Genomic DNA, 25,426 nt, shown 5'->3' with positions numbered 1-25,426 from the left:
GGGGGCGTGTCCGAAACACCGATTCACCTGGGAGGATCCCGTGGCCGGAGGGCCTGGTGCCGGCGGGTTCGACGACCAGCGGCTGGCCGACGCGCTGCGCACCGGCGACGTCATCGCGCTGACCGAGGTCTACGACACCTACGCCCCGTTCCTCTACGACTACTGCCACGGGCTGCTGCGCGACCGGGTGGAGGCGGCGGGGGCGCTGCGCAACTGCCTGATCTCCGCGCGCGAGCACGTCGCCCGCCTGGGCGAGCCCGAACGGCTGCGCGGCTGGCTGTACGCGGTGGCGCGCAAGGAGTGCATGCGGCGGCGCGACAGCCCGAACCGGCACACCGGGCAGGAGGCGCCCGAGGCCGACGACGGCCTGAGCGCCGAGCAGCTCGCCCGCCGCGAGGAGCGGCGCCTGCTCGCGCACAGCGCCCTCGCCGCGCTGAACGGCCGCCAGCGCGAGGCGATCGACCTCGCCGTACGGCACGAGCTGGACGCGGTGGACCTGTCCGGGATCTTCGGCGTGCCCGCCGAGGAGACCACGCGCCTGGTCGCCGAGGCCCGCGACGACCTCGCCGACGCGCTGCACGCGGCGCTGATCGCGCAGAACCACTGGAAGGACTGCCCGAGCGTCTCCGCGCTCACCGAGTCGTGGCCGCTCTCGCCGCAGACCTCCGCGTCGCTCGTCCGGCACGTCGCGAGCTGCCCGGCGTGCGGGTCGCGCGAGACCCCGCCGCTGCCCGTCGACCGGCTGCTGTCCGTCCTGCCCATCGCGGCGGTCCCGGCGGACCTGCGGCTGGACGTGCTGACCGCCGCGACCGCCGAGGACCGGGCCGACAACCGCAGGGCGATCGCCGCCTGGACCGAGCCGTTCGACGAGTACGGGTGGCCGCTCCCCTACGAGCCGGCCTCCGCCCGCGCCCGCGACCGGGCGCCCGCGAGCCACCGCCGCCCGATCCTGCTGGCCGTCGCGGGCGGGATCGCGGTGATCGCCTTGATCGCGGTGTCGTTCACGGCGTTCGGCGGCGGGACGGGCGAGAAGACGTCCGCGGACGGTCCGGCACCCGGGGCCGGCGGGTCCGGCGGCGCGCCGTCCATGGAGTCCGGCCCGTCCAGCGGACGGCCCAGCGACCCCGCGCCCACCAGCGCGTCGCCGTCGCCGACGACCACGAGCCCGACGCCGACGAAGAAGCCGACGCCGTCCAAGACCGCGACGCGCAAGCCCTCGCGTCCGCACCCGCCGGCGCCGTCCAAGCCGCGTCCCCCGGCCCCCGGCGGCCTCGCCGTCGCCGGCTGCGACATGGACGTCGCCAAGCGCTGCACGGTGAAGATCACGGCGGTCGGCGGGCCGGTCGACTGGCGCGTCGCCGGCGTCAACGGGGACCTGCGCGCGGGCGGCGGAGGCCACCTCACGCCGGGCGAGACCACCGGGGTCACCGTCGAGCGCACCAACACCCTGTGCTGGGGCGAGAAGAACGGCGCGGTCTCGTTCGCCCCGGCCGGCGCCGCGGCGGTCTCCTACTGCTGACCGCCCGGCAGCGCCCGGCCCGTCCCGTACGGCCCGTCCCGTGCCGCCGGGTCACCAGGGGGAACGGCTGTCCAGGTTGGCGTGGGCCCCCTGGAGCAGCGTCGGGACGGCCTCGCCGATCTTGTCGAACCCCTCGCCGACCGTGGCGTTCTGGAGGTAGCGGGCGTGGATGCCCTCCAGGATCACCGCGAGCTTGAACCGGGCGAACGCCACGTAGAAGTCGAGGTCGGCGAGGTCGTAGCCGGTGAGCGCCGCGTACCGCTCGGCGAACGCGCGCCGGGTGAGGAACCCGGGCGCCGTGGTGATCGTCGCGCCGACCGGCAGGAGCCGCTCGTCGGTGGCCTCCGCCCAGTAGACGAGCGTGAGCCCGAGGTCGGACAGCGGGTCGCCGAGCGTCGACATCTCCCAGTCCACGACGGCGGCGATCTCGGGGCGCGGTTCGAGGCGGGCCAGCGCGTTGTCGAGCCGGAAGTCGCCGTGCACGAGCCGCGCCGGGGCGTCGGCGGGCAGCCGCTCGTCCAGCCGGGCCACGAGGCGGTCGTACTCGGGCAGGTCCCGGACGGTCCCGGTCGCCCTGATCGCCTCCTGCGAGCCGTCCCACTGCTTGCCCCAGCGCTTGAGCTGCCGCGCCATGTAGCCGCTCGGCCGGCCGAACCCGCCGAGCCCGACCGCCTCGACGTCCACGGTGTGGATCGCGGCGAGCGCCCGCGCGAGCGCCTCGCTGAGCCCGGCGGCCTGCTCGGGCGCGAGGTCGGCGGCGTCCTCCCGGGTGCGCAGGACGCGGCCCTCGACGAAGTCCATGAGGTAGAACTTCGCGCCGATGACGTCCTCGTCCTCGCAGAACGCCAGCGTGGTCGGCACCGGCACGTCGCTGCCGGACCCGAGCGCGGACAGCACCTTGTACTCGCGGCCCATGTCGTGCGCGGTCGGCAGGACGTGCCCGAGCGGAGGCCGCCGCAGCACGATCCTCCTGCCGCCTTCCGTGCCGCCGCCGCCCGCGCCCGTGCCGCCGCCCGCGCCGGTGTCGCCGCCGTCCAGGGTGATGGCGTACGTCAGGTTGGACCGTCCGCCCGCGATGAGGTCGATCGCGGTGATCCGCCCGGACCCGGGCAGGGCGCGCGCCAGCCAGCCGGCCAGCCGGGGGACGTCGATGCCGGGTACCCCGGCCGGGAGTTCAGCGTCAACGGTCATGACGCCACATTAGAACGCGGCTCGGTATGCGCGGGGAACCCCTCCCCCGCCAATCGGTTCACAGGTGCGGACGGTAATCTTCCGGCCACTTCCGGCCGCTGCCCGTGATCACCTGACGATCATCCGGGAGCAGCCCGTGACCTGCGCGGACGCGCCGTCCACGGCCGTTCCCGGCGGGGAGGTGGCAGGAACGGGGTGACGCCAGGTGGATTAACAACCCCGGAGGGGTACGCAACAGCGACGACACCCGATCAGACTGGGATCTAACCCCACGTGGGGTGCCAAAGCCGCCGAAACCGGCCCACGGCGGCAGGCCGGACTCTCGCGCGTCCGCGCCCGGGCCACGAACGAGGGGCTAGACCATCCGGGCCCAGCCCGCCCGATGGGAAAGGAACGCACCGTGGCAGACGCATGGCTGCCGGGAGCCGCACGCGTGCCCGCGCACCAGGACGGCGGAGCGCTACAGGGGGGTGCGCCCCGCGTGGTGTGGTTCAGCAGCGAGTCCGACCCCCGCGCCGTGTCGGCCCGCTCCCTCGCCGCGGACCTGGTCAAGGACGGCAGGCTCCCGCATCTGATCTGGAACCCCTGCTCCGGCGACGTCGTCCAGCTCCTGCCCGCCACCCGCGCGGCCCGGCTCCTCGGCGACCCCGGCCACGAGGGGCGCGTCTGCACCCAGATCGTGGTCATCGGCCGGGCGACCGAGCCGTTCACCGGAACGATCATGGCCGGGCTGGACCCGATCGTCCGCTGGCTCGACACCTGGGGCATCGCCCGCCGCTGGCCCGCCGGGCCGCCCCTGCCGTCGCCGCAGTCGTACCACGCGCGCCGCACCCGCCGGGACTGGGCGCGGGGCGGCCACTTCGGCGCCTCCCAGATCCCGGGCACCGACCGCCCCGATCCCGGCGGCATCGACGTGCGGCGCGTCACCGGGCCCGACACGCCCCTCGCGGCCATCCCGCGGCCGCGCCCGGTCCCCGCCGAGGAGACCGCCACCCGCATGATCCCGAGGCGCGCCCGGCCCGCCGACCGCGTCCCGGCGCCCCTGCCCGAGCCGACCCGTTCACCCGACCCGTCGCGCTCGCCCGACCCGTCCAGGACGCCCGAGCCGATCCGCCCGGCCACGACCCTGTCGCCGAACAACTCGCCCTCGCCCGTCGGCTGACCCCTACCGGGCGGCGAGGTCGGCGATCAGCGCGCAGCCCGTCCTGAGCTGCGCGAGCGTGGCCGCGCCGTAGCCGATGACGAGCCCGGTGACGCGCGCCGGGCCGGAGTGGTACGGGTCGAGGGTCTGCACGAGGACGCCGCGCTCCGCCGCCCCGTCCCGGACCCGCTCCACGACCGGGGCGGGCAGGTCGACGACGACGTGCAGGCCCGCCGTGTCGCCGCGCAGCCGCAGCCCGCCGAGCGCCTCGACCACCGCCTCACGGCGGCGGGCGTACTCGGCCCGCATCCGGCGGACGTACCGTTCGAGGTCGCCGCGTTCCAGCAGGATCCGCAGGGCCTCCTGGGGGACGAGCGGCGTCCGGTCGTTCAGCTCGTCGCGGCGGCGCGCGACCGCGGCCACCAGGTCCGGGCGGGCGACGAGCCATCCCACCCCCATGTCCGCGGTGAGGGTCTTGGCCGTGGTCCCGAGGTACACCACCACCTCCGGGTCCAGGCCGTACAGCGCGGGCAGCGGCGCCACGTCGTACCGGAACTCCCCGTCGTAGTCGTCCTCGGCGACCAGCGCCCCGTTCCGCCGCGCCCAGGCGAGCAGCGCGCGCCGCCGCGCCACCGGCAGGACGCCGCCCAGCGGGTACTGGTGCGACGGCGTCGTGTAGACCAGGCGCAGGTCGTCCGGGAGCCCCTCGACGACCAGCCCGTGCTCGTCCACCGGGCACGGCACCACCTCGGCGCCGCGCCCCGCCAGCACCGAGCGCGCCCGCATGTAGCCGGGCTCCTCGATCCCGACCCGGTCGCCCGGCCGCAGCACGGCCGCGGCCAGCAGGTCCAGCCCGCTCGTCGCGCCCCGCGTGACGAGCACGCCGTCCACCGGGCACGCGACGCCCCGGCTGCGCCGGATGTAGGAGGCCAGCAGCGCCCGCAGCCCCGGCAGCCCGTGCGGGTCCTGCCTCGGCACCCTGGGCGGCATCCGCGCCGCGAGCCGCCAGGCGCGCCGCCACGCGGGCGTGTCGAGGATCCCGATCCACGCGATGCCGGGCCGCAGGTCGATCGTCCCCGCGCCCCGCCTCGGCGGCCCGTCCCCGCACGGCCCCGGCACGCCCGGCGCCGCGCCCTCCGGCGGCCGGGCGGCGACGCCCTCCGTCACGTACGTCCCCGAACCGTGCCTGCCTTCGAGCCACCCCTCGGCGTACAGCTGCTCGTACGCCTCCGTCACCACCGTGCGGCTCACCCCGAGCGTTCCCGCCAGCGCGCGCCCCGACGGCAGCCGCTCGCCCGCCGCGAGCCGTCCCTCCGCCAGGGCCGCGCGGAGCTGCCCGACGAGCTGCGCGCTCATGGACGCGCCGTCGGACCGGTCCACCGTCAGCGGCAGGTCGAGCGGGCGAGGCAAAGTGGTCTCCGGCATTCGGCACCGAGTGGCCCTACTGACCAGGCCACTCCCCCTCTAGCGTAGAGCCACATGGAAACACCGCTGTCCCGGACCGACCGGACCCGCCTCGGCCGCCACGCCGAACGCGCCGGAACGACCCGTTCCGACCTCGACGCCGTCCTCGACCAGGGCATGGTCTGCCACCTCGGCGTCGTCGTGAACGGATCGCCCCGCGTCATCCCGACCGGCTACGGCCGCATCGGCGGCACCCTCTACCTGCACGGCTCCACGGGCGCGTCCAGCCTGGCCGCGAGCCCGTCCCAGGAGGTCTGCGTCACCGTCACCCACCTCGACGGCGTCGTCCTCGCCCGCTCGGTCTTCAACCACTCCCTCAACTACCGCAGCGCGATCATCTACGGCGTCCCCCGCCCGGTCACCGACCCCGACGAGAAGCTCGCCGGCCTCCGCGCCATCACCGAGCGCCTCGCCCCGGGCCAGTGGGACCACGCCCGCCTCCCCACCCGCAAGGAACTCGCCGCCACCACCGTCCTGGCCCTGCCCCTCACCGAGGCCTCCGTCAAGGTCCGCCAGGGCCCGCCCATCGACGAGGACGAGGACTACGCCCTCGACCTCTGGGCCGGCGTCCTCCCCGTCCGCCAGGTCCTGGACGCCCCCGAACCCGACCCGCGCCTCCCTCCGGGCGTCCCCGTCCCTCCCCACATCGCCCGCCGCGCCACCCCGACCAGCTAGATCCATCGAAACTCGATGCCCCGCGCAGTCGTTCATGGTCGTAGGGTGAAGGCCATGAACGAGCGGCTGGTCTGGATCGACTGCGAAATGACGGGACTCGACCTGCGCAACGACGCGCTGATCGAGATAGCCGCTCTGGTGACCGACAGCGAGCTCAACATCCTCGACGAGGGCGTCGACGTCGTGATCAAGCCTCCGCCCGAGTCGCTCACCCAGATGTCCAAGGTCGTGCGCGACATGCACACCACCTCGGGCCTCCTGGACGTCCTCGCCGGCGGCGTCACCCTCGCCGAGGCCGAGGACGCGGTCCTGTCCTACGTCCGCGAGCACGTACGGGACGCCAAGAAGGCCCCGCTGTGCGGCAACTCCATCGCCACCGACCGCTCGTTCCTGGCCCGCGACATGCCGGCCCTGGACGCCCACCTGCACTACCGCATGGTCGACGTCTCCAGCATCAAGGAACTGGCCCGCCGCTGGTACCCGAGGGTCTACTTCGCCAGCCCGGAGAAGAAGGGCGGCCACCGCGCCCTCGCCGACATCACCGAGAGCATCCAGGAACTGCGCTACTACCGCGCCGCCGTCTTCGTCGCCCAGCCGGGCCCCGACTCCGACACGGCCCGCGGCCTGGCCGCCCAGGTCATCGCCGCCTCCGACTGACCACCCCGCCCCGGCCGAAACCGAGTCGCCAACCACCCCCCGAAAGCCGCTACACTAACGAAAGCCGGGAGCGATCCCGGCCACGGTGGGTGTAGCTCAGCTGGCAGAGCACTTGGTTGTGGTCCAAGATGTCGGGGGTTCAAGTCCCCTCACTCACCCCAGGCAAAGGGCCTGGCCACCAAGGGTGGCCGGGCCCTTTCTCGTCTCACAACCCATGATCGACAATCTTCGGTGTCCGATTCTGGGATCGCCACCCTCAGCCGCCTGTCCAGACCTTCGCCATGTGCTCACGGGTTTCCAGCGGCGCGGGAGCCGCTGGAAAGATCCCGGCCCCTGGCGGTACAGGCAGTCCACCCCGTACCGGTGGAGGAGGGCGATGGAGACCTCGGCCGGCTTCTCAGGGAACAGTCCGGAGATCCTGTCGGCCGGTTCGGGGCTGTGGACGACGTAGTCGAGAAGCTGTCCTAGGGCATCACGCACATAGCGGTGGTCGGAGCCGCGCTTGGCTTCGATGATCTCTGTCCCGTCAGGCCCCGTGACGTGGATATCGGTGATGCCGACCGGTGTCCGCAACCTTCCGGTCTCGCACCCTTCCAGGCTGTTGACGTACTCGCGGACGAGCAGAGCCTCCGCCCTGTGAACGAGCACTTGCCGCTCGTGAACCTGATAGCCGGCCCGAGTGGTGCGGACGTTCTCCAAGTCCACCACCTGCGTGCCCTGGACGAGTGCCCGAGCAACCTCCTCTTCCCGCGCAAGGTCTTGCTGGAGACTGGTGGACGGAGTGATCCCGAGTCCCTGGAGCACCGCTTTCGTCTTGCCGTCGTCCAGTATCCGGAGCCCCATGAAGTTGTCACCCTCGTTGAAGCCCGGTAGCGCCCAGATCTCCTCGTAGGGGATCTCCGTCGGCTGGAAGCTCAGAAGACTGTAGACGTTGTTCCAGCTCCCGTCCTTGTCAGGCGTCCAGAGGGTGTCAGCGAAAGCCGCGTTATCGAAGAGGACGCCGACCTCACCGATGCCGCAGACCTTCTTCTGGCCGGTGAACAGCACGACATCGCCGAAGTGCACGCGCGCCATCTTGCTGTTCTGGAACGAGCTGGCTCCCCAGAACCGGGCCCGCCCTGACGGATGAAGCTCCAACAGCTGCTGACGCTGTTCCTCAGAGAGGCGGCCCTCACGCTCCGGGCCGATGAACTGGACTTCTTGCCCCAAAGTGTCGGCCCACCGACGCCTGGACGCGGCGTTGCCGGCTGAAGGTTGGATGACGACGACCGTCACGTTCGGTCCCCTTGGTCGGATTTGCCGCCTGTGCTCGGATCCGACCATTTTTGCACCTGTGAGCAGCCCCATTGACCGATGAATGCGAAAAGCCCTGCTCATCCCAAAGATGAGCAGGGCCTATCTGGTCTGCCGACGCGCTCCTCCCCAAAGGTCGCCCTCCGGGTCGAGCTCCGTCCGAAGCATGCGCCCGGCTCCGTCACCGGCCGGCGACCTCCCCGAAGCCTCGCGGCATCAAGCCGGGGCATGGCGGTGGGGCTCAAGCAAGCGAGACGCCCTCGCGCGACGGCTCTCCGGACCAAGGCGCTCAGTCCCGTGTGTTCTGTGGCCGACCAGCCGAGCGAATCCACGCCCGAGCGGCGGCGAGAACGTCCCTCCGGCCACGGCTCGCGGAAAGAGCGAGACGGGACTTCACGGCTCTCGCGGGTGGCTGTGGGATGGGACGGAGGAGGGTTTCGGGGGGTGGGCGGACGGCTTATGTTCGTTGCGGGCAGGGGGTGAGGTCCGTGGATCATCGTCGGGACGGCTCCGCGGAACAGCCGATGTCGATCGCCCCGCCGCTCGGGCTGCGCGACGACCGTTTTCCGTTGCGGGGACGCGAGGCGCTGGTCGGGGAACTGGCCGAGGTGTGGGACGAACGCGAGGTGTCCCACGCCCGCGTGCTGACGGGGCTCGGCGGGTGCGGCAAGACGAGCGTCGCGCTGGAGGTGGCCTGGCGCGCGGTCTCGCAGGGCGTGGAGACGTGGTGGATCTCCGCTTCGTCCGCGGCCCGCTTCCAGGACGGCGTCCACCGGCTCTGCCGGAGGCTCGGGATCACGGCGGCGGAGCTGGGCGAGGGGACGCGCCCGACCTGCTGTGGCAGCGGCTCGGCCGGTTCGACCGCCGGTGGCTGCTGGTCGTGGACAACGCCGACGACCTCGCGGTCCTCGACGTCCAGGGGCGGTCGCCCAAGGCCGGTACGGGTTGGATCCGGCCCGTTCCGTCCCCGCTCGGCATGGTTCTGGCGACGAGCCGCGACGGCGACATGGACCGCTGGGGGCCGTGGTGGGTCGGGCATCCGCTCAACGTGCTGCCCGACGAGGACGCGGTCACGGTGCTGCTCGACCGGGCCGGAGAGTCCGCCGGGGCGCGGGCCGAGGCGCTGGCGCTGGCGCGACGGCTCGGCGGGCTTCCGCTGGCGCTCCGGCTGGCAGGGGGTTACCTGGCGCACACGAACGCGCGGCCCGTGGAGTTCGCGGGCGAGGACGACATCAGGAGCTACACCGGATACCGCGACGCCCTCGACCGGGGCCGTCTGACGGATCTCCTCCCGGCGTCCGGCGCGGACACCGCCCTCACCGAGGACCAGGCCCGCGTCCTGATCGACAGGACGTGGGAACTGTCCGTGGACTTGATCGAACGGCAGGGCGCGACGAGGGCGCGTCCGCTGCTGCGGCTGCTGTCGTTTCTCGCCGACGCACCGGTCCCCTATCGCACCGTTCTGGACGCGGAGCGGATGTCCGGCTCCGCGCTGTTCGGCGGCATCGGCGGGCAGGAGATCTGGACGGCGCTGCAAGCCCTTTCCTCGGTGGGACTCATCGAAATGGACGGGCCGGGCAAGGACGGTTCCGCCGAGCAGTTGCGCCTGCATCTCGTCGTCCGGGACGCCAACAGGACCGTCGCAGAGACCGAAGGCCAGTCTGCCGACTATCTTGAAGCGGCCGTCACCCTCGTCAAGAACGCCGCGAAGAAGCTGGGTTTCAATGCGCTCGACCCCAGCGATTGGCTGCATTGGCGACTCCTCGCACCGCACTGCGTCCATTTGCTGGAAAGCGTGTCGGGGCCCAGATCGGCACAGGCCACCGACTCCGTTCTGCTGGACGCGGCGCAGGCCGCACACGGATGCGCCAACTACTTCTGGAACCGCGGCCTGTTCCAGCAAGCCGAGGAACTGTGCCGGAACGTCCTCGCCGTCCGGCGGCGGCTGCTGGATCCCGACCACCGCTCCCTCCTGGCCTCGCGCCACCTGCTGGCCCACATCGCCGGCGACCGGGGCCGCCTGGCCGAGTCCGAAGCGGAGCACCGGGCCGTGCTCGACGTCGAGATCCGCAAGCTCGGCGCCGACCACGAGGACGCGCGGGCGACGCGCCTCTGCCTGACCGAGCAGGTCGGTTCGAACGGCCGCAACGCCGAGGCGGAGGCCGAGATGAGGGAGCTGCTGCGGCTGGAGGCCGACGCGCGAGGCGCCGAGGACCCGCTCGTGCTGGCGATCCGCCACAAGCTCGCGCACGTGGAGGAACGGCTCGGCCGGCTCGCCGAGGCCGAGGAGGGGCACCGGGCCGTCCTGGAGGTCGAGAGGCGGACCCTCGGCGACGAGCACCGGGAGACGCTGGCCACGCGCTACTGCCTCGCCGGCCTCCTCCGAACGCGCGGCCGGTACGCCGAGGCCGAGGACGAGTACCGGTCGGTCCTGGAGATGGAGGAGCGGGTTCTCGGAGAGCTGCATCCGAACACGCTGGCGACCCGCCACTACCTGGCCACCGTCCTGAACCTGAGGGGCCGGACGCGGGAGGCCGAGGCCGAGTACGCAACGGTCGTCGCGGCGCGCCGCCGGCTCCTCGGCGACGAGCACCGGGAGACCCTGCGGACACGGCACCAGCTCGGCCACGCCCTGCACCAGCAGGGCAAACTCGCCGAGGCGGAGGCCGAGCACCGAGCCGTCATCGAAGTGCAGGCCAGGGTGTTCGGCCATGACCACCCCGAGACCTTGCAGACGCGCCACTGCCTGGCCGGGCTGCTGCGCGAACGGAGCGAGTTCGCCGAAGCCGAGCGCGAGTACCGCGACATCCTTGAGCGGTGCAGGCGGGCCCTCGGCGACCGGCATCCGAACGTCTTCAGCACCTGGCACCAGCTCGGGCACGTACTCGCCGAGCAGGGCGAGCACGCGGAGGCCATGGCCGAGCACCGCGCCCTGCTGGCCGCGGAGACGGAGCTGCGCGGCGAACGGCACCCCGACACGCTGGGCACCCGGCACTGCATCGCCGCCCTGCAACGCACCCTGGGAGAGCTGGAGGCCGCGGAGAACGAGGCCCGCGCCGTGATCGGGCTCTGCGCGGACGTGCTCGGCGCCCAGCACCCGATCACGCTCACGGCCCGTACCCTCCTGGCCGGGGTGCTCCACGACCGCGGGCTCCGCGACGAGAGCGAGGCCGAGCTGCGAGCCGTTCTGGAAGCGCAGGAACGGATCCTCGGCCCGGAGCACGCCACCACCCGCCGAACGCGGGAGTCCCTCCAGCGCCTGTCGGAACCCGATCAGCCGTGACCGTTGCCGGGACCGGGAGGAACCCCCTCATATGGGCGTTGGCACGGACAGTGACCGGTTGACGCTCTAGCGTGCTCCTAGCATCTGGTGGGCGGGTGGCGGTCCGTCGGCCGCGCCGGTCGCCCTTGAGGAGGACGACGTGTCATCTCGCTTCAGTCCCGGACGGGCGCCGATCGGCGACGTGGGCGCCGCGCTGCTGCTGATCGACTCGCGGATCAAGGGGTTCCAGTCGGAACGCCCCGAGATGGACCCCGAGCAGCACCGGCTGATCGACCAGTTCCTCCGGTCGTTCGACTCCGAGGGCGCCAACGACGTGCTGGACGGCGCGTGCACGCTCATCTACCTGTACGTGGAGTGGCTCCGGCAGGCGCACGAGCACCTCGAACGCGACGTGATCGAGTACGTCCTGCCGTACGTGGTCGGGACGATGCGGATGATGACCAGGAGCATCGAGCCCGAGACCATCCCCACGATGGCCGGGATGATGGTCGCCGCCGCGATCGGCGTCAGCCCGACGCTCTGGCGGCGCCAGTACGGCCCGTGGCTGCGCGCCGAGCTGATCGCCCTGGAGGCGACGGTCTTCCTCCTCGCCGACCACATCAACCACATCACCGAGGACCCCGACGCCGCCACGCGCCTGATCACCGACCTGCTGAACGCGGTGACCGAAGACCTCCCCCCGCTCTGACTAAGGGGTCGGCGCCACGGTGAAGCGGCGGAGCCGGAGGGCCGGGTTCTTCTTGCGCACCTCGGCGATCCGTTCGGCGGAGACCTCCCCTGCGGCGGTGCCGGTGGACTCGCCGAGCGACGCCACCACGACGCCCATCGGATCGACGATCATGCTGTTGCCGGCGCCCGTCGGGCCCGCCTGGTCGGCCGCGGCCACGTAGATCGTGTTCTCGATCGCGCGGGCCCGCACCAGGGTGACCCAGTGGTCCTCCTTGAGCGGCCCCGGCACCCAGTCGGCGGGCAGGGCCAGCACGTCGGCGCCCGCGTCGACGATCCGCCGCGTCATCTCCGGAAAACGCACGTCGTAACAGGTCTGCATGCCGAACGTGACGCCGTCCACGGTGAACGTCTCCGGATCGGCGACCGCGCCGCGCCGCACGATGTCCGACTCCTTGTAGCCGAACGCGTCGTACAGATGGACCTTGCGGTACCGGGCCGCGATCCCGGACGGCCCGACCGCCAGGAGCGTGTTGGAGATCCGTCCCGGCTCGTCCAGCCGCTCGTTCAGCCCGGCGACGACGTGCGCCCCGTGCCGGGCCGCGGCCTCGGCGAGCCCCGTGACGAACGGGCCGTCCACCGGCTCGGCCGACTCCACGAACCGCTCGTCCATCCTCGGCGCCGTGAACGCCGCGTACTCCGGAAGCACGATCACCCGCGCGCCCCGGCCCGCCGCCTCGTCCACCAGCCGGCGCGCCTCCGCCAGGTTCCGCTCCTTGTCCAGCCCGGGCGCGTACTGCGCCACCGCAACCTGAACCATCTCACCCTCCTCGTTCCGAGCCCCCGGCCGCCGTCACAGTGCCCCGGCGGGGGACCCTCTCGCGCTGATGAACGGAGGCCCCGTCCCGGAAGCGTTCTTCGTCTTCTTCGCCAACGAGCCCTCCACCCGCCCCAGGAGTCTCGCCTCCGCTTGATCGGCCGGTTATGCTCCGACCTTATAAATGTCAAAGACACGCCGGAGACGGGATGAGTGTCGACGAAACGGCCCCCCTGCGCGTCCTGGTGGTGGACGGCAACCCCCACGCCCGCGCCGATGTCATCTCCCTGCTCGAGACCAGCGACGAACTCGAGGTCATCGCCGAGACCTCCACCGGCCCGGACGCCGCCCGCCTGGCCGAACGCCTCCGCCCCGACATCGTCCTGCTGGACCCCGCCGCCGCCTCCCAGGCCGCCCCCCTCTCCCGTTCCTCCCGCGTCTTCCTCCTCGCCGCGCCCGAGGACCCCACCGTCCCCACCGCCCTGCGCAACGGCGCCTGCGGCCACCTCACCCCCGGCGCGTTCACCGTCCGCGACCTCATCCGCAGCCTCCGCGACGCCTCCCGCGTCTCCCTCGGCCTCTCCGCCCGCGAGGCCGAGGTCATGGACCTCATCGCCTCCGGCCGCTCCAACGGCGAGATCGCCCGCCAGCTCTTCCTCAGCGAGAAGACCGTCAAGAACCACGTCAACCGGATCTACTCCAAGCTCGGCGTCGGCTCCCGCGCCACCGCCATCGCCCTCTGGCGCGGCATGGTCAGCGTCCTCCCCGCCCAGGACTAACCGATTCGCGCAGCTCCCCGCCTCCTGCTAATGTTCTTCCTGTCGCCAGGGACCCCCGAGGGCCCCTCCAGACAAGCGCCGTTAGCTCAATTGGCAGAGCAGCGGACTCTTAATCCGCGGGTTCGGGGTTCAAGTCCCTGACGGCGCACCCCGCTCCCACCAGCGACGACATCCGCCCCTGAAGTCGTCGCTGCTCGCATATGGGGCCACACTGAGGCCAGCCTGTGTCCCGGACATTCCGGCACATATCAGGCGCACACCTCCCCCACCACGCTCACCGGCTTCACCCCTCATCCTGGGCAGGCGTAAGCGCGCGTCGACCCCATGCCAGCCCGACACGTCAGAGTTTTCGATTAGCCCTTTCGTTTCTCAGACGGCAAGGACAGGGAGCTCACAGAGCTCTGAGCACGCATTTACGGGCCGACGGGCCGCAGCCGTCTATGGCGCTGGTTCAGCGCCGCTGTGGTCGGCTGATCTGACGCGCTGGATGCGCCCGGGAACGGTTCGCCCGTCCGGACCGGTTCTTGCGTCCGCGCCGTTTCTTCCCTGTGGTTGGACGTCGACGAGTTCGGTTGGTTCCGGGGACGAGCCGTCCGGCCTTGAGAACGTGGGCCGCGGTCTTCTCTGCGGCGGTGTGAGCGACCTCGGGCAGAACGCTGGTATAGGTGTCGGCGGTCAGCACGATGCTGGAATGCCCCAGCATCTCCTGCACCACCTTCAACTCCACCCCCGCCGCCAACGCCAACGTCGCCGCACCATGCCGCAAGTCGTGCAGCCGGACCGGCGGCAACCCATGTTCGCTGATCAGTTGCTGGAAGATGCGGGTCAGCCGGTCCGGAGACATGGGATCACCGTTCAGACAGGTGATCACATACCCGCTGTCGCGGAACCCCTCGCCGTACACCGCCCGCTCCTGCCGTTGGCGGCGACGGCGGGCGCGCTGCGCTGCCACGGTCGTGCGGTCCAGCGCGACCACCCGAGCGCTGCGGGCCGTCTTGGGCGGACAGGCCGTCAGGTACCCGTCGTACTGCTGCAGCTGCTGGGAAATGACCGCGACGCCCTCGTCCAGGTCGATGTCGCACCAGCGCAGCCCCGCCGCCTCACCGCGCCGCAGCCCGCGCAGCGCGATCAAGTGGAACGCCGCATACAGGCGATGGTCGCGGATGGCGTGCAGGAACTCGGCGGTCTGCGCGGCGGTCCACACCGCCACCGGCGGGCGTTCCCCGGTGCGCTGCCAGTACTCGACCCGGGCTGCGGTCCATACGACGGCGCGGGGCCGCCGCGCCGCTGGGAGTTCGGCGCGGGAGGCGGGATTGTCGGTGAGCAGCCCTTGGCGGATCGCGGCGTTCAGCGCCGCCCGCAGGGTGGCCCGGATCCGGTTGAGCGTCGCCGGGGTTACCGGCTTGCCGTCGGCTTCGTGTTGACGGGCGATCGCGGTGAACATCGCATGCACCTGCGACACCGACAACTCCGTGAGGAGGATCGTGCCCAGGTACGGATCCAGGTAGAGCCGGACGTGACTAGCGTACCCACGCACCGTAGACGACGCACGGGTACGGGTGGCCAGCCAATGCGCCAGCCACTCCCCCACCGTGACCAGCCCCGAGCCCGCATCACCCTGACCGGGCGCCCGGAGCTCGGCCAGCACCTCTTCGGCCGCCTTGCGCGTCGGGAAGCCACCGCGCCGGACCCGCCTGCGTCGGCCGTCCGGTCCGGGCGGGAGCTCCAGCCGGATGTACCAGCTGCCGTGCCGACCCCCGCGAGACAGCTTCGGGCACGCGCTCCCCCAGGGTCTTCCTGTCTGTGGGTTGATGCAGCCGCATCGCCGGTGCACCCCACCGGCGCTCTTGGTGAATGTCATCGGCGATGACTACAGCACGCCCAGGATCACGCGTCGTCATGTGCCCCAGCACGAACGAAAGATCAACCAACGGTTTGGTCCGCATCCCCGGGAAAGCCGACCGATAACTCAATGCTGCAGACAGCACCGTTTTACGAGGCATCGCTTTCATCCCCAGGTCAGAACCGGCGATGGAGTTTTCGGCACAGGTCAGCGGTGGTGTTGGACCCCGCCTGGCCGGTCCGCAGCGCGACCGCCAGCAGCACCTCAACGCTCAACAGCGCTCGGATCGACACAATCAAGATGATCCCACCATTCACCTCGATTGCTGCCATAACCCCTAATATCCTCAGAATCCAATAATGATCACCTCGATCCACCATCTACCCACAAAGATCATTTCTATCCCCGGGAAGAAAGGTCTCAACTTTTCCAATTCGGCATCACTCAGGACTCCGGTATGCGAGCATCGATCCGCACGTCGGTGGTTCTCCACCGGTGTCCGTCTCATGCCGCCGTCGGCGGAGTAGGAGCCAGTTGCGAGACGTCCAGGCGCCGCCGTGGCGCTGTTGGGGCTGATCCTTCTGCGGGCAGCGGCAGGCGGATCGTACGGAGCAGCTCGGGATCGAACGCTACGGGAACCGGTCCGCGGTTTGCTTGGCACGAGGCTGTGGCTCTCGGGCGCGTGTCACGCCCTCGACGGCCGAGAGCGTGCTTCTCCCGGCGTAGCCGGAGAAAGCAGATCGCGCAATGATTCCGAAGAAGCGGGCGGACGGCATCTTCCCCTACATCAGCACCGCGGCCTACGCGGAACGTCTCGCCGACGCCGTCGAAAACACCTGCGCCGAGGTGGGGGTGACCCCACCGCCACGAGAGGCGATCATTGAGGGCCTGGCGTCCGCCTTGGGCGACACCGAGATCAAGAAGCTGACCGCTTCCCAGCGCGGTAAGAAGGTCCTGGCTCCCAACGTCTATCGGACCGTCCAGACGGGCGAAGACAAGGTGCTTCTGCTCAGCTGCGACGTCCACGGTGCGGGCATCGCCCCGTGGGACCTGAACGACCGCACTGCCGGAGCCTGGACCCCGCCCAACGAGGGGGCGATGGGACGGGTCAGGGAACTGGTCGCTGCCGAGTTCGCCGTGGAGAGGGCCGACAAGGACGCGAAGCTTGCGGAGATGGAGCGGGATGCCCGGCGTCGCTCTGGAGACGATGAGCCCCACGCCGCTGCAGCGCTCGCGGCGGCTGATGACAAGCACAGGGCTGCCCTCAAGGTAGCCCGAGAGGCACGGCGCGACTGGGACCGCCTGCTGTCGTCGCTTGGCAATCGCCGTCCCCGCCCCCTTGTGCAGCCCGCAGAGCGCGACGGACGGCCTGTAGCGGCGTTCGTGCTTGCGCCCCAGCCACAGGAAGTCGCCGTGCACCTCCAGCGTTACGCGGTGGAGAACCTTCGCCGTGTTGGGCGCCGCCGGGGCTACGATCTCGTCGAGTCGCTGGTCGCTTCCGGCCAACTGTCACGAGGGATGTGCGTCCTTCAGCAGTGGCGTATCCAGCAGCCCGATGAGCAGGTGACGAAGCTGTGGCGCATGGTCGCCGTGACGGCGAACAACAGGGCCCTGGCCCGTCTAGACATCTACGGCGTCCGGGCCGAGCATCTGGTCACGGGTATGCCGCAATCGCTGTGGCCGATGCCGAACGAGAACTCCGACCCCCCGCTCCTGCTACTCAACCTGCGGGAAATCCTTAACCGCATCTCCTTCACCCTTAACGCCGCCCGCGCCGGGGAGGACGCGGGCCAAGAGCTTCCGGCCAACCGTGCCGCAAAGATCACTACCGTGCCCACGGACATCGTGATCGGCTGCAGCGACCCGGCGGCCCTGGAACACGTGCTGCGGACACTGAACGTCGATGATCACTTGCGCGGCATCCAGCCGTACGACGAAGATGCCCGTCTCATCGCCCTATGGGCCATCCTCGTCGACGCCTACGTCACCGACAGACAGCTCGTACCGGCACTCAGCGACGCCTTCCCCGGTGCTCGGGCGGCCGACCAGCTCGACGTGGATGGCGTGCGCGCGGCGCTCACAGCAAACGGGCCGCTCGACCCACTCGCTCCGCTGCTACCTCTGGAAGAGGTGCCCGCCCCGGCGGCACTGCGAGACATTGCCATCCGCTCCATCACCGCACTGATCTTTCCCGCTCTGCCGGAGGCATCAGCAACGACTGGGCGGCGCCAGGTACGCGACACGGGGCCGTACTGGCCGATCGTGCGGGGCGCGCTTCAAGAGCCGGCCTGGAGCCAGATCCGTACCAAGGCCGCCATGGCTCGTACAAGGCTCTGGTCCGCCGCTGTCGCACAGCTGTTCCTGCAGCGCGGGAACATTCTGTCCGCGACAGGCTTGTTCGGAGTTTCGGATGTCAAGGAAGGCGCCCGACAAGACCCCAGGTCGGTCAGGACTCTCATCCTGAAAGCCGAGGCCGGCGATGCCGCAGCGTGGTCTGCTCTGGTCGACCGCATCGTGCCCAACCTGATCCACGCTCCCGAGCCGCTGATCACTCCCGGCCAGGGCAGCGAGGCGGGCAACCTGAGAAAAGGGGTGCGCCGCAGCCCATCAAGCGCCGTCGCTGCGCTGAAGATGGCCTTCACGCTGGGCGCGCCGACCGTCACCCGGGACCTCCTGATCGCTTTCGCGAAGACAATTCTCGCTCATCCCGACGCTTACAGCGCCCCGCAGCCTCCCGACGGAACAACTCCACTCTGCTACGGCGAGCAAAGCTGGAACCCGGAGAACAGGACACCGATCGTCCCAGGCATGGTCCTTGTTCCGGACAGCGAAGGCAGCCCCACGGCATTCGTCGTGGACAAGGCGTGGTTCGACGAGACTTTCCCTCCCGATATGCCACATGTCTCAAACGCTGCCGAGGACGAGGAGGACGGGTATGACGAAGAGGACAGCCAGCACCACGGCAGAACAGAGAACATAATTCCGGAGAGCAGAATGCGGGCGGCCGAAACTGTAGCGGCAGACCCTCGTGCACAACTCACTGATCTCCGACGCGAGCTACCCGCTCGGATCGAGGTTGTCGCTGGCATGTACGAACACGCGGTCCAATCCGCCGACGCTCTATTGGCCGACTTCGAAACAGCCCGGCAGCTGCGTATTCGACTGGAGGAGCAGCCCCTATCGGCTGACCAGCGAATCGAATGGATGGAGAGGCTGACCAAGGCCCGCAGCGCAGCCGAGGCCAGTGTCGCCGCCCTGCAGCAGGTCGAAGGGGTGATCCTGCAGTTGTAGCAGCCCCTGCGGTGCCCGTTTGACGGACAGCCCCACACGGGCACCGCACCTGCTGCGATCGGGCGTGGAGGCGCACGCCCGACCCGGCGACGTGGTGATCGATTTCGATCGCCTGGCCGCAGCGCTCACCGCCAGCACACCCGACATCCATCGCCACCCCGAGCACGTCCAGCGGGTAGCTCAGCGGGCGCGCCGTGCCGCTGTCAGGGAGGGACTGAAGCTCTCCCGGGACCATGACGTATGGGCGGTGCACACCGATCCCTCCTCCGAGTACCGGCCCACCATGCCAAGATGATCAACCTCGACCCTGGACGTGACGTGGCGCTGGCCCGGTGTACCGAGCAGCGCACACCGGGAGCCAGAGCAGCGGTCGTCCGCTGGTACGCAGGACAAGGGGAACTCCACTCGGTCGTTGGATGAGAAGCGGGACTGATCCAGTTCATGGGAACCCACCGTTCGTTCAACACGGCGCGGTCGGATGCGTCAGGGTGTCAGTAGGGCGTTGATGTTGTGGAGGCGGGAGACGATGGCGAGAAGCGTTGATCGGTTCACCCCGGAGCAAGAGCTGAGCGTTGTTGACCAGATGCTTCGTGAGCATGGCGGTATTGATCCCGAAACGCTCGGCCCTGTCGTTGGTCTGCTCGCGCTGGGCATCACGAACGGAGTTTGGCGTAACACCTGCATCGAGGACTGGCATGCCGACGGACTGCTTCACGACGGGGACATGTTGCGGGTCAACAGCCACACCACGTGGCGGGTCAAGCAGCGTCTGACGGGCTGGCTCCTCGAGACGAAGCTTTCAGCGGAGTCCAAGACCACGGACCTGGAGGACGTCGCGTTCGAAGACCTCGAGCGCCTGATGCAGCGCCTCTACAGGTGGTTCACCAACCCCGGGAGAACTCTGCCGACAGGGCAGCCCCTGGGAGAGCTCGCCGGTGACCGGCTCAGCGAGTACGAGGATGACGCCGACCTGGCGTTGGGCGGCATCTTGGCCAGCGTCGAGCAGCGTGGCACAGTCTTCGCGTTCAAGCGTGCAGCAGCACACGGATCGGGCCTTCGATGGTGGAGCCACCCCACCTGGCCCCAGCACGTGGAGGCGTTCATGACAGTACTGGAGGATTCAGGGCATCGGCACTGGGGTGAGGCAGGCCAGTTCCGGACCTGTCTGTTCCCGGAACCGGAAACGATCGTTGACCGCAGACGACTTCGCGAACTTCTCCTGACCAAACCCTGGGAGCTTGATACGGAAGCGGCCGCCTGGGTTGTCTCGGCGGGGTTGGGCTACGCGTATCACAGTGTGACCAGGGCGTATTAGTAGACCCGCACTGCAAGTTCCGCGACGGGTCACGCTGCACCGTCAACGCCTCGACACCGAGCGGGGTCGGCGGCGTACGGCACTTGGACCCACGAGTCCTCAGCGGCTTCAGGCCACTGATCCCCCGGCTTGCACTCGATGGTGGAAGAGATGACTGATTACCAGTTTCCGCAGGTACCGGAAGTCGAGAACGCATACAGGACCGCACACCGTGCGCTAGAAGACATCGTCTTCCGTGGTTCCTTCGTCCGGGAAGAAGAACTGTCCGTTACTGAAGTGATCTCGCAATTTCGGTTCCTGGTCCAGGAAGCGGAAGTGGCTGTCGCCGCGCAGATCGGCCCGCTCATCTCGTGGGAGGCGCCGCGCCTGGACGGAGACTGGGACCTGGTCATGTCGGGCATTGACCTAGACAACGCCGCCGTTGACTTCGGCACCGCCACGCTCGGCAGGGATGTGTTCGAGATGCTCCAGACGGGTGGGAGGAGAGCGCTCTCGGCCGCGCTGCCCTCGCCTACAGGCGCGCGTGCGGGTGGGACTTGGCGCCGGGAGATGACGGCCTCTGGCTGGTGATTCTGGCCCCGGTCTCAGGTATGGGCGGGGAGGAGGGCCCGTGGCGTTACACGGGCCATCTCGCCGGGTTTGTGATCCTGTATGACCGCGATCGCGAGGGCGTTTATGAATCCGTTGGGCACATATGGACGGCAGAGGCCTGGCAGCGGAGAGGGATCGCGCGGCGCCTCCTGGCTGAAGCCCGGTCACGATTCCCAATCAAGGAGATTGAGCAGCCTTACACCGCGGACGGCGCCGCGTTCGTCGAAGCCTGTGCCCAGGACCTGTCTTGATTGCACCAGGCTCGCGGGATCACCACGGGAGGGCGCAGCCATTAGTGTAGCGGCGCGGCCATTCCTCGCGGGTGTGCGGAGAATGGCCGGCCAGCCGGTCGGCGAACGTTCAGCTGATTGTTGTTGCGAAGCGGGCCCAGTCGGTGAACACGTAGTCCCATCGGCGACAGACGCGCTCCCGCGGTAGATCTCTGTTGGCGGGATCCAAGATCATGAGCTTTGCGATCGGGCCGTCGCCGACGAGGAGGGCTATCAGGTATCCCTTCGGGGCGTGCAGCATGAGGGACAGTTCATTGTTAGTCATGGAGAACTGCGCATCGAGCTGGTCGACCTTCTTGACCTCGACGCGTACGGCATTCCCTTGGGAGTCGACGCCTTCGAGGTCGTAGCCGACGTTCTGCGCACTGACATCGCGCAGCTTCCATCCCCGCGCGTTCAAGAACTCCATTGTCGCGACTTCGGCGGTGCGCCACCGGGTGAGGATCTCGGGCAGCGAAGTGGACGGCACCGTCGCGGCCTTGTCCGTCCGGGCGATCTTCGGCACGGCAGCGGGCGGGGTCGCGGGTTCGGCCACCGCGTCGACGAGCTGCTGTTCGGCCGGGCTGAGCCGACGTCCATGTGTACGGGCGAGTTGGGCCAGGTGATGCCCCAGCCGAGTGCGTGTCGGGGCGGACAGTCCAGGTACTGCGGGAGAGTTCACTATCTCTGCGATGTCCAAGCTGCGCAGCCCGAGCACTGTCCGGGCGGCGCGGGCGCTGGCCTGGTTCCGTTCCGCGTACAGGGCCACCGGGCCGCCCTGCGGGAAGACCGCGGCAACGTCCTCAGGCTCCAACGCTACGGGAGAGTAAGCGAATCCCGGCTGGCGCGCCATCATCTCGTCCCGCAGGAACGTCAGGAACGCCTTGCTCGCCGTCAGGGTTGGGGCGACTAGGGGGCTGCGGATGTCCTCTCCGTCCAGTACCAGTTCCCACAACCGCTCAAAGACCGCGCCGCTGGGCATGCACAGCGCCTCGGCGACCGCGCTCGCGGCGTCGGCCAAGATCTGCTGAGTCGACTCGTCGCCGACGACTGCGTGGGTGCGCGAGGGGTCGGTTAGCAGGTCTCCCGACACCACGATCGGGACGCCGAGCTCGTCGCTCAACGGTAGGAAGCAGGCGAGCCTGCCGCGGATACCGGCGAGTGCCAACGCTCGCGCGTCCAATGGGACCGCGACCGTCGCCCCGCCATGGCGCAGCAGCGCGAAACGTGCCTCTCCATCAGTGTTGCGCAGCACCACCCCTTGGTCGTTGCGTTCGATGTGCGCGGTGGATGCCTGCCCGTCAGCCCGAACGGTGAGCTGTTCGACGTTCCGCAGGAACAAGACGCTGATCGGGTCGATGTTCCCGATCTGAGCCTGAGCTCCACCTTGCCGGGTGACCGTGAACGACACTCCGTCCACCCACGCTTCGACTTCGCGGATACCGGTCGGAACTCTGATGAGCGGAACTGACCCGGGATCGACCGCCATCCCGAGCTTTTCGGCGGAGCGGCGGCGGTCGAAGGAGAACGCCACGTCGGCGGAACGGATATCGATGCGCTCAGCAATGGCGGCGAGCGATTTGAAACCGATTCCACGGTATCCGATGGTGCCCTCGCCGCGTTGCTTGGTCGAGCTGGCACTTCGGCATAGGGCCTCGATGTCAGCGGCGTTCAACGGCCGCCCGTCGTTGCGCCACCCGAACCGCCCGTCGCCGAGGTCTTCGACCTCGACCACACGGGAGCCCGCGTCGTCGGAATTTTGCAACAGCTCATAGGGCACACGGTCGCGGTAGGTGTCGGCGAGCAGGGCCTCCATTCGAGCGATCTCTCCGAACAGTCCCGGAGCCTGGGTGTATTCCCGTACGAGAGTGGTCTGCAGGGTCTGCAGATGCCGGGCAAGGCCGGGCATCACTCGTCACCGTCCACAAACCTGATGAGTACGCGAGAGGGCTCGCCTGCGTAGTCCTCCAGAAGCTCCCCGACGTAGACGTGCCAGCGAGGGTGGCGGCCAGACGGCGTGCCGGGCTCGGTGATACGCGCCCGCCCGAGGAAGTTGACCTCTTTCTTGCCCAGGAGGAAGCCGGTTTCGTCCAGGACCTCGATCTCAAGGTTCGGGAGGTCTATTTCGAGGGGTACTCATCTCTGTCTTTCAGTTTCTCTTTGTTCCAAGGGTCTTTGCTGACGAAGTCGGCGAGCAGCTCCTCGGCGGAGCCGAGCTGGAAGAGCCCTTCGAGATGCACCCGGATGTCGTCGCCGTCATCGTCCTTCTTCCTCCGGCGCACGTAAGCGGTGGCAACCGTCGAGTTCGGCCGGATCGACCCGTACGTCGTCTCGTCAACGAGGTCGACCGGCAGTTCGATGATCTCCTTCGGGGACATGTCCAGTCTGGAGTTGGCGTACTCGAGGTTGACCTCTTGGAGGTCATAAGCGGTGATCCCAACTTGGACATCACCGGCGGCACAGCGCTTCTTGCTCCACCACTCATCGCTCTTCATTGAAACTCGAACGGACCGCTTGCTCGCAGTCTTAAGGTCGACCTGGTCGATAGTCATGAAGCTTTTCGAGGTCGGCTGACCCGTCCTGCCGAGCGTGATGAGCGGAAGAGGAACATAATCCTCGTAGGCGAAACGCTCGGTCCAGTCCTCCGGCAAGAACCGCAGGGTGCCGGAAACGGCGACCTTGTGCTCGTATCCGCTGTCCCAATATGCCTCGCTCACCAACCGAGCCCGGATGTCCTCGACCTGCCACCCCGTCAGCGACAGGGACAGGTCGTCGATCTCCACGCTGAGCTCTTCAGTGATCTTCTTACTCACTTGATGTTCCCCCTTTGTCACGCCGAGTACAGGCGCAACAGCGCTGCCAGAAACGGTCTCTAACAGAGAGACCATCGACCTGACCTGCCGGTTTACCTGCGCTCTCGTCGAAATCGACTGGTAGCGTGCCTGTCAGTGCCGATAACTCTGTCACCTCATGCGACCTGCGAGTACTCATGGATGAGTCCGCCAGCGCACGCCGGGTGCGGGAGGGACCTGCGGGAGACGGTCGGCAGCAACGCCGACATCGCGCCCGCAGGCCTACCTCACCGCACGGATGTCCAGAGTCATTGCACAGTTCAGGTCAGTGCGGCGGTGCACGCAAAAGCACGTCATAGCGGCAGTGCCCGGCGGCTTCTCTTAGCTGGGCCTGGCGGTGGCCGGGGTGTCCGCTGGGGCGATCTGGATGCGCAGCGCCACGTGGTGGCCAAGGCTCGGATCGATACGGGTGCTGAGACCGAGTTCCACGATGCGGCCATCACGGGGGTGCCAGAGACGGTCGGGTGTCGTGCCGCCGAGGAGTCGGCCGAGGGCATCGATGGTCGGCTTCCACAGGTTCGGCCATTGCCTCCGGGAACCGACGAGAAAGGCGATGTGGAGACGGAGCGGCCCTTCGGGGAGGAGAGTAGCCTCGGTGAGTTGCTGGTCGATTTGTTCCTTGAAGGCCGTCGTGTCGGCGGCCGCGGTGGTCCGAACATCGAAGGCCTGGCCGTGCCAGGCGTTCGCGTCGGCGGGCATCGCCTCGGCCACAGCGAGATAGGAGTCCAGGGCGTGCCGCTTGGTGCCCCAGACCGACACGAACCGCCTACCGCTGGTCCTGCTCAGATGGGTTGCGAGCGGGAGCAGGTAGTTGTCGAGGTCATGCTGGTCAAGCAGCGGTGTCCGCACGGGGATAGCCACGTCCAGCCGCAACGCGAGCGGGTCCGGGAGTTGGTCGAGCCGCGGGGCACATACTCGGGCGGCATCAGCGAGGAATTCCTCCAGCCGGACCTGACTCGGGTGCCCGGCTGCGTCCCAGCTCGCTGGCCGGGGTCGGACCGCGAGCCGCGCGCCCGGTTCCGGCATGGCGTACATCGGCATCGTCGCGGCCATGGCGTGAAGGCTACTCGTGCGCTACGACTGTGAACTCATCTACCAGGGCAGCATCGCCGTCGTCTCGATCCGCATCTGGCTCCAAGATCCCGTCACATGATCACGGGACAGTCCCTAGGTGCGGCCCTTGGGCGGCTTCAGCCTCTGGCCGGTCTCGTCGACGAAGTCCAGCCAGGCCCCCAGGTCCGCCGCCTGCCTTTTATCTGCGGCCACTCCTCACCCACCCAGCGGCCGACCTCGGCCCCGTCGCGTTCGGCGGCCCCCGCGGGCACCTGCACACTCCACCCGTGCGATGCAGCAACACCGCCACACCCTGCGGCGTGTAGGACACCCCGAATCACTCGTCGATGACCTCGGCGATCCGCGCCAGCGTCCAGTCCTGATCGCCATACCCGTGCGCCGGCGGCCCGGCCTCCAGCAACTCCTCCAGCAGGCGCCGCTCGGCCTTGGCCAGCCGACACGGGAAACCGCCCGGCCCTTGCGACAGCAGCGCCTGGCGGCCACTGGTCTGCCAGGCCTGCCGCCACCGCCAGGCCGTCATCGGCGTCACACCAAAGAACTCGGCGACCTGAGCGTTCGTCGCTCCCTGCTCGAACATGCCGGCGGCCTGCAGCCGGATCCGCTCACGCGCGGCCCGCTGTCCAGGTGACAGGCCACCACTTGCCCATACCTCATACCACCGGCCTACCGCCTGGCAGCGAGAGTGTGATCATCAGCTCTGCTGGCT

21 protein-coding genes and 2 tRNA genes are annotated in these 25,426 nt (G+C 69.3%); 13 read left to right on the top strand and 10 right to left on the bottom strand.

Going from position 1 to position 25,426, the window contains the following annotated elements; all coding sequences use genetic code 11:
* The first annotated feature begins 40 nt into the window (after window positions 1-40).
* Entirely contained in the window at window positions 41-1,519 is a 1,479-nt protein-coding gene (locus GEV43_RS26055; protein WP_160822959.1) for an RNA polymerase sigma factor, read from the top strand.
* Between the two features lie 51 nt (window positions 1,520-1,570).
* Here the strand turns inward: GEV43_RS26055 and GEV43_RS26050 are convergent, their stop codons facing one another.
* A complete protein-coding gene (locus GEV43_RS26050; protein WP_160822958.1) occupies window positions 1,571-2,710 on the bottom strand; it encodes a phosphotransferase family protein in 1,140 nt (379 codons plus the stop codon).
* A gap of 400 nt (window positions 2,711-3,110) precedes the next feature.
* Between GEV43_RS26050 and GEV43_RS26045 the strand changes: the two genes are divergently transcribed.
* On the top strand, window positions 3,111-3,872 hold the full coding sequence (locus GEV43_RS26045; RefSeq protein WP_175250135.1) for a hypothetical protein: 762 nt from the start codon (window positions 3,111-3,113) through the stop codon (window positions 3,870-3,872).
* Between the two features lie 3 nt (window positions 3,873-3,875).
* Here the strand turns inward: GEV43_RS26045 and GEV43_RS26040 are convergent, their stop codons facing one another.
* A complete protein-coding gene (locus tag GEV43_RS26040) occupies window positions 3,876-5,276 on the bottom strand; it encodes a PLP-dependent aminotransferase family protein (protein WP_160822957.1) in 1,401 nt (466 codons plus the stop codon).
* A 54-nt stretch (window positions 5,277-5,330) separates the two neighbouring features.
* On the opposite strand from GEV43_RS26040, the gene GEV43_RS26035 reads away from it, so the two are divergent.
* From GEV43_RS26035 to GEV43_RS26025, 3 genes are all read left to right on the top strand, one after another.
* The gene (locus GEV43_RS26035; RefSeq protein WP_160822956.1) at window positions 5,331-5,990 is read left to right on the top strand and encodes a pyridoxamine 5'-phosphate oxidase family protein; all 660 of its coding nucleotides are present in this window, start codon (window positions 5,331-5,333) and stop codon (window positions 5,988-5,990) included.
* A 54-nt stretch (window positions 5,991-6,044) separates the two neighbouring features.
* Complete coding sequence (gene orn / locus GEV43_RS26030) at window positions 6,045-6,647, top strand: oligoribonuclease (protein WP_160822955.1); 603 nt, start codon at window positions 6,045-6,047, stop codon at window positions 6,645-6,647.
* 85 nt (window positions 6,648-6,732) lie between these two features.
* Window positions 6,733-6,808, top strand: a tRNA-His gene (locus tag GEV43_RS26025).
* On the opposite strand, the gene GEV43_RS47310 is transcribed toward GEV43_RS26025, so the two are convergent.
* The gene (locus GEV43_RS47310) at window positions 6,801-7,922 is read right to left on the bottom strand and encodes a hypothetical protein (RefSeq protein WP_175250134.1); all 1,122 of its coding nucleotides are present in this window, start codon (window positions 7,920-7,922) and stop codon (window positions 6,801-6,803) included. The two genes, GEV43_RS26025 and GEV43_RS47310, sit on opposite strands and share 8 nt — an antisense overlap.
* Before the next feature lie 745 nt (window positions 7,923-8,667).
* Between GEV43_RS47310 and GEV43_RS54005 the strand changes: the two genes are divergently transcribed.
* Together GEV43_RS54005 and GEV43_RS26010 are read left to right on the top strand one after the other, a co-directional pair.
* Window positions 8,668-11,223: a tetratricopeptide repeat protein gene (locus GEV43_RS54005; RefSeq protein WP_160822954.1), complete on the top strand. Its 2,556-nt coding sequence runs from the start codon at window positions 8,668-8,670 to the stop codon at window positions 11,221-11,223.
* 139 nt (window positions 11,224-11,362) lie between these two features.
* Entirely contained in the window at window positions 11,363-11,911 is a 549-nt protein-coding gene (locus GEV43_RS26010; RefSeq protein WP_160822953.1) for a hypothetical protein, read from the top strand.
* Here GEV43_RS26010 and GEV43_RS26005 read toward each other — a convergent pair whose 3' ends face one another.
* Window positions 11,912-12,709: a carbon-nitrogen hydrolase family protein gene (locus GEV43_RS26005; protein WP_160822952.1), complete on the bottom strand. Its 798-nt coding sequence runs from the start codon at window positions 12,707-12,709 to the stop codon at window positions 11,912-11,914. It lies immediately after the preceding gene.
* Between the two features lie 206 nt (window positions 12,710-12,915).
* Between GEV43_RS26005 and GEV43_RS26000 the strand changes: the two genes are divergently transcribed.
* Both GEV43_RS26000 and GEV43_RS25995 read left to right on the top strand, forming a co-directional pair.
* Complete coding sequence (locus GEV43_RS26000) at window positions 12,916-13,485, top strand: response regulator transcription factor (RefSeq protein WP_160822951.1); 570 nt, start codon at window positions 12,916-12,918, stop codon at window positions 13,483-13,485.
* A gap of 75 nt (window positions 13,486-13,560) precedes the next feature.
* A tRNA-Lys gene (locus GEV43_RS25995) sits at window positions 13,561-13,633 on the top strand.
* 303 nt (window positions 13,634-13,936) lie between these two features.
* Here GEV43_RS25995 and GEV43_RS25990 read toward each other — a convergent pair.
* The gene (locus tag GEV43_RS25990; RefSeq protein ID WP_160822950.1) at window positions 13,937-15,133 is read right to left on the bottom strand and encodes a site-specific integrase; all 1,197 of its coding nucleotides are present in this window, start codon (window positions 15,131-15,133) and stop codon (window positions 13,937-13,939) included.
* A gap of 371 nt (window positions 15,134-15,504) precedes the next feature.
* Window positions 15,505-15,660 (bottom strand): hypothetical protein, encoded by a 156-nt coding sequence (locus tag GEV43_RS25985; protein WP_160822949.1) that lies wholly within the window; start codon window positions 15,658-15,660, stop codon window positions 15,505-15,507.
* A 415-nt stretch (window positions 15,661-16,075) separates the two neighbouring features.
* Between GEV43_RS25985 and GEV43_RS25980 the strand changes: the two genes are divergently transcribed.
* The 4 genes from GEV43_RS25980 (at window position 16,076) to GEV43_RS56320 (ending at window position 20,776) form a co-directional block, all read left to right on the top strand.
* Complete coding sequence (locus GEV43_RS25980) at window positions 16,076-18,619, top strand: hypothetical protein (RefSeq protein WP_160822948.1); 2,544 nt, start codon at window positions 16,076-16,078, stop codon at window positions 18,617-18,619.
* Window positions 18,620-19,145: 526 nt separating this feature from the next.
* Window positions 19,146-19,934: a hypothetical protein gene (locus GEV43_RS25975; protein ID WP_160822947.1), complete on the top strand. Its 789-nt coding sequence runs from the start codon at window positions 19,146-19,148 to the stop codon at window positions 19,932-19,934.
* Window positions 19,935-20,084: 150 nt separating this feature from the next.
* Complete coding sequence (locus tag GEV43_RS25970; protein ID WP_160822946.1) at window positions 20,085-20,504, top strand: hypothetical protein; 420 nt, start codon at window positions 20,085-20,087, stop codon at window positions 20,502-20,504.
* A gap of 20 nt (window positions 20,505-20,524) precedes the next feature.
* Window positions 20,525-20,776 (top strand): GNAT family N-acetyltransferase, encoded by a 252-nt coding sequence (locus GEV43_RS56320; RefSeq protein ID WP_160822945.1) that lies wholly within the window; start codon window positions 20,525-20,527, stop codon window positions 20,774-20,776.
* A gap of 109 nt (window positions 20,777-20,885) precedes the next feature.
* On the opposite strand, the gene GEV43_RS25960 is transcribed toward GEV43_RS56320, so the two are convergent.
* From GEV43_RS25960 to GEV43_RS48290, 4 genes are all read right to left on the bottom strand, one after another.
* Window positions 20,886-22,703, bottom strand: a complete 1,818-nt coding sequence (locus GEV43_RS25960) for a sacsin N-terminal ATP-binding-like domain-containing protein (RefSeq protein WP_160822944.1) — start codon at window positions 22,701-22,703, stop codon at window positions 20,886-20,888.
* A gap of 211 nt (window positions 22,704-22,914) precedes the next feature.
* Window positions 22,915-23,607: a hypothetical protein gene (locus tag GEV43_RS25955; protein WP_160822943.1), complete on the bottom strand. Its 693-nt coding sequence runs from the start codon at window positions 23,605-23,607 to the stop codon at window positions 22,915-22,917.
* 360 nt (window positions 23,608-23,967) lie between these two features.
* Window positions 23,968-24,699 carry a hypothetical protein gene (locus tag GEV43_RS25950; RefSeq protein WP_160822942.1) on the bottom strand — a complete coding sequence of 244 codons (732 nt, stop codon included), beginning with the start codon at window positions 24,697-24,699 and terminating at the stop codon, window positions 23,968-23,970.
* A gap of 337 nt (window positions 24,700-25,036) precedes the next feature.
* Complete coding sequence (locus GEV43_RS48290; RefSeq protein WP_375539106.1) at window positions 25,037-25,318, bottom strand: transposase; 282 nt, start codon at window positions 25,316-25,318, stop codon at window positions 25,037-25,039.
* Window positions 25,319-25,426 lie beyond the last annotated feature (108 nt).

It is taken from the genome of Actinomadura sp. J1-007, assembly GCF_009793335.1.
Taxonomy (GTDB): domain Bacteria; phylum Actinomycetota; class Actinomycetes; order Streptosporangiales; family Streptosporangiaceae; genus Spirillospora; species Spirillospora yumaensis.
The sequence above is the reverse complement of the archived record's forward strand: the minus strand, read 5'-3'. Positions and strand labels throughout refer to the sequence as shown.

Coding starts and splice junctions, on each gene's coding strand:
- GEV43_RS26050 (WP_160822958.1), bottom strand. CDS start 2,710: ATGACCGTTGACGCTGAACTCCCGGCCGGGGTACCCGGCATCGACGTC.
- GEV43_RS26040 (WP_160822957.1), bottom strand. CDS start 5,276: ATGCCGGAGACCACTTTGCCTCGCCCGCTCGACCTGCCGCTGACGGTG.
- GEV43_RS26035 (WP_160822956.1), top strand. CDS start 5,331: ATGGAAACACCGCTGTCCCGGACCGACCGGACCCGCCTCGGCCGCCAC.
- orn (WP_160822955.1), top strand. CDS start 6,045: ATGAACGAGCGGCTGGTCTGGATCGACTGCGAAATGACGGGACTCGAC.
- GEV43_RS26005 (WP_160822952.1), bottom strand. CDS start 12,709: ATGGTTCAGGTTGCGGTGGCGCAGTACGCGCCCGGGCTGGACAAGGAG.
- GEV43_RS26000 (WP_160822951.1), top strand. CDS start 12,916: ATGAGTGTCGACGAAACGGCCCCCCTGCGCGTCCTGGTGGTGGACGGC.
- GEV43_RS25985 (WP_160822949.1), bottom strand. CDS start 15,660: ATGGCAGCAATCGAGGTGAATGGTGGGATCATCTTGATTGTGTCGATC.
- GEV43_RS25980 (WP_160822948.1), top strand. CDS start 16,076: ATGATTCCGAAGAAGCGGGCGGACGGCATCTTCCCCTACATCAGCACC.
- GEV43_RS25975 (WP_160822947.1), top strand. CDS start 19,146: ATGGCGAGAAGCGTTGATCGGTTCACCCCGGAGCAAGAGCTGAGCGTT.
- GEV43_RS25970 (WP_160822946.1), top strand. CDS start 20,085: ATGACTGATTACCAGTTTCCGCAGGTACCGGAAGTCGAGAACGCATAC.
- GEV43_RS56320 (WP_160822945.1), top strand. CDS start 20,525: ATGGGCGGGGAGGAGGGCCCGTGGCGTTACACGGGCCATCTCGCCGGG.
- GEV43_RS25960 (WP_160822944.1), bottom strand. CDS start 22,703: ATGCCCGGCCTTGCCCGGCATCTGCAGACCCTGCAGACCACTCTCGTA.
- GEV43_RS25950 (WP_160822942.1), bottom strand. CDS start 24,699: ATGGCCGCGACGATGCCGATGTACGCCATGCCGGAACCGGGCGCGCGG.